This window comes from Acetobacter sp. AN02 (assembly GCF_029759835.1).
Classification (GTDB): Bacteria; Pseudomonadota; Alphaproteobacteria; order Acetobacterales; family Acetobacteraceae; genus Acetobacter.
In genome coordinates this window covers 1-2590 of sequence record NZ_JAJJND010000161.1, presented here as the reverse complement: position 1 = coordinate 2590, position 2590 = coordinate 1, and the positions used below count along the sequence as shown (strand labels likewise).

Below are 2590 nucleotides of genomic sequence, written 5' to 3'. Positions count from 1 at the left end.
CTACGACAAACTCAAATCTACTTTCCTCGCAGCAGTGCAGTTCGCTTCAATCATCATACTGCTTAACTGACGACACGCCGTAGGCGCATCTGATTTTGTGTGGCTTGTATAGAGGCGCAGAAATAGGTGTAAGGCCGAAAATGGGCGTTTCCGGCAGAAGCTGCTCCTGCTGAGGAGAAGTCGCGCAGCGCGGTCAGAACGAAAGGTGTGACCGGATTTCTTGGAGCCGTTCGGGGCGGAATCCTGTGGCTACTACATAGAGCTCGCTTGATTCCTTGCGGCTTGCGGGTGGTTTTGCGTGGCGGACGAGGGTGAATACTTTCTTCATTGGCTCCAGCATGCCTTTTTCGGAGCCTCCTTGGAACACCTTGGCCACAAATCCGCCACCGGGTGCGAGAACTTCCAGTGCGAAATCCAGTGCTTCTTCCGCGAGACCAATGATCCGGCGGTGGTCCGTTGCTGCGTGTCCCGTTGTGTTGGGGGCCATGTCTGACATCACCAGATCGGGTTTCCCTCCGAGAAGTTCGATCAGTCTTTCCGGCATGCCCGGTTCGGTAAAGTCTCCGACCACGGTTTCGGCTCCGGGGACCGGCTCCATTGGCAGGAGATCGACCCCCACCAGGGCGGAGGCTCCGCGTTTGGCGGCAACCTGCATCCAGCCGCCCGGGGCTGCGCCGAGATCCAGCACCTTCATGCCCGGCCGGATGAGATGGAAGCGGTCATCAAGTTCGATCAGCTTGAAGGCGGCGCGCGACCGCCAGCCTTCCTTGCGGGCGGCCTGGACGTAGGGGTCGTTCAGCTGTCGTGCCAGCCAGCGCTGCTGCGCGGTGGTTCTGCCGCGTGAGGTTTTCAGACTGACGGATTTGGCGCGGACTGTCTGTGCCGCGCTTGCATCGGCTTCCGGGTTACGGCTTCCGGGCACCACACGGCTGCGGAGGGCGCGGCCTGGCACGCGTTGGGTGCTGCGGGCTCCGGTGCTGCCTTCGTTCTCGTCACGACTCATATTATTACCGTCCTGCCCGGACGGAGCGGCCGCGCATCGACCGTCCTTCCTGGTGTGAAGATCCGCCTGAGCGCATCATGCGCAGCAGCATGCCGTCGCGCAGCCCGCGGTCCGCGACGGTAATTTCTCCCGTCCATACAGAATGGATGGCCTCAAAAATCGCGCAGCCGGGAAGGATATAGCGGGAGCGGTCCGGGCCGATACAGGGGTGTCTGTCCATCCCGGTGAGTTTCATGGCTCTGAGTTCGGCAATGGACCCCATGGCATCCTGTGAGCCCAGGCAAAATCCGTCGATAGCGCTGCGGATATAGCGGGGCAGGCGCAATGCGAGGCAGGCCAGGGTTGTGACGGTCCCGCTTGTTCCGACGACCTGGACCGTGCCGCGTTTCATTTCCCGGCTGATGCAGTGTACCCGCTCGAACGGCCGGAGGTGGCTGGCGACGTATTCGACCATTGCGGGGTAGTCCTCGTTCCCGCGCGGGAACATCTCGGACAGAGTGATGACGCCGACGGGGGCACTGACGAATCCGATCAGCTCATGCGGCTGCCGGTTGCGGCTGAGGCGGACCCACGCGACTTCCGTCGATCCGCCACCGATATCGATCAGCAGGCCGCGGGATCTGGCCGGGTCGCGTCTCAGGATCCCGGCGCAGCTTTCCACCGCAAGTTCTGCCTCTTCGCGTCCTGAGATCACCTCGATCGGGATGCCTGTTTCCTTGCGGACACGCTCCAGGAATGCGTCGCCGTTCGTGGCCCGGCGGCAGGCTTCCGTTGCGATTGCGCGGAACCGTGCGGGCTGGCGGCGGCCGAGGCGCAGGGCGCAGACCCGCAGGACCTCCAGCGTCCGGTCCATTGCGGATTCGCCCAGTCTGCCTGTTCCCTGCAGTCCTTCCCCGAGGCGTACCATCTGGCTGTAGGTGTCAACCACGCGATAGCCGCCGGAGGTCCGCACGGCGACCATCAGGCGGCAGTTATTGGTTCCGAGATCCAGGGCGGCAAAGGTCTGCTGCGCGGGGAGTTCCGGGAGGGTGTGGCCCGGCGGTGCGGGGAACTGTCCGGTATCGTATTCCCAGCCGGGGGAGGGCAGATCGTTCAGAAATGGCTGGGGGGTGCCGGGCCGGATGAACGGCCGCAGCCCGGGTCGTTCCATGGGGCCGGTCCTTGAAGGTATTCAGGTCGTGTGCGGTGGTTCGATTGTGGCGATACCGTGACATCAGAGCAAGCAAAAATTCAGTTAACAGCCGGAATTCCGCATTTGAAAACAGCGGATAAAAAAAGGGGTTGTGTGGTGGCGGGGGAAGTGGTAGCACGCTGCAACCGCAGAGCGGACGCGTCTGGTGTCCGATTGTGCCTGATCCCGGATGGGGGATAGTTTAGCGGTAGAACTACCGGCTCTGACCCGGTCAGCCCTGGTTCGAATCCAGGTCCCCCAGCCAGCATATTTTTACCCGATAAAATCAATCGTCTGGAAAACCGAAAAAGCCCACGATGGGAATAAGGCGGGGACATTCTAGAGAGTGTTATGTACTTTCGTGCGTGAGTGTTTCAGAACGGATGGATGAATACTGCACGCAAACCGTATCCGTC

The 2590-nt window shown here is 61.5% G+C and carries 2 protein-coding genes and 1 tRNA gene; 1 reads left to right on the top strand and 2 read right to left on the bottom strand.

All coding sequences use genetic code 11. The features are described from left to right. Positions 1–193: 193 nt before the first annotated feature. Together LOC54_RS12020 and LOC54_RS12015 are read right to left on the bottom strand one after the other, a co-directional pair. A complete protein-coding gene (locus LOC54_RS12020; RefSeq protein WP_279314023.1) occupies positions 194–1003 on the bottom strand; it encodes an RlmE family RNA methyltransferase in 810 nt (269 codons plus the stop codon). Positions 1004–1007: 4 nt separating this feature from the next. Next, positions 1008–2153 (bottom strand): Ppx/GppA phosphatase family protein, encoded by a 1146-nt coding sequence (locus LOC54_RS12015; protein ID WP_279314022.1) that lies wholly within the window; start codon positions 2151–2153, stop codon positions 1008–1010. 212 nt (positions 2154–2365) lie between these two features. On the opposite strand from LOC54_RS12015, the gene LOC54_RS12010 reads away from it, so the two are divergent. After that, positions 2366–2439 (top strand) — tRNA-Gln (locus LOC54_RS12010). Positions 2440–2590 lie beyond the last annotated feature (151 nt).

Coding starts and splice junctions, on each gene's coding strand:
- LOC54_RS12020 (WP_279314023.1), bottom strand. CDS start 1,003: ATGAGTCGTGACGAGAACGAAGGCAGCACCGGAGCCCGCAGCACCCAA.
- LOC54_RS12015 (WP_279314022.1), bottom strand. CDS start 2,153: ATGGAACGACCCGGGCTGCGGCCGTTCATCCGGCCCGGCACCCCCCAG.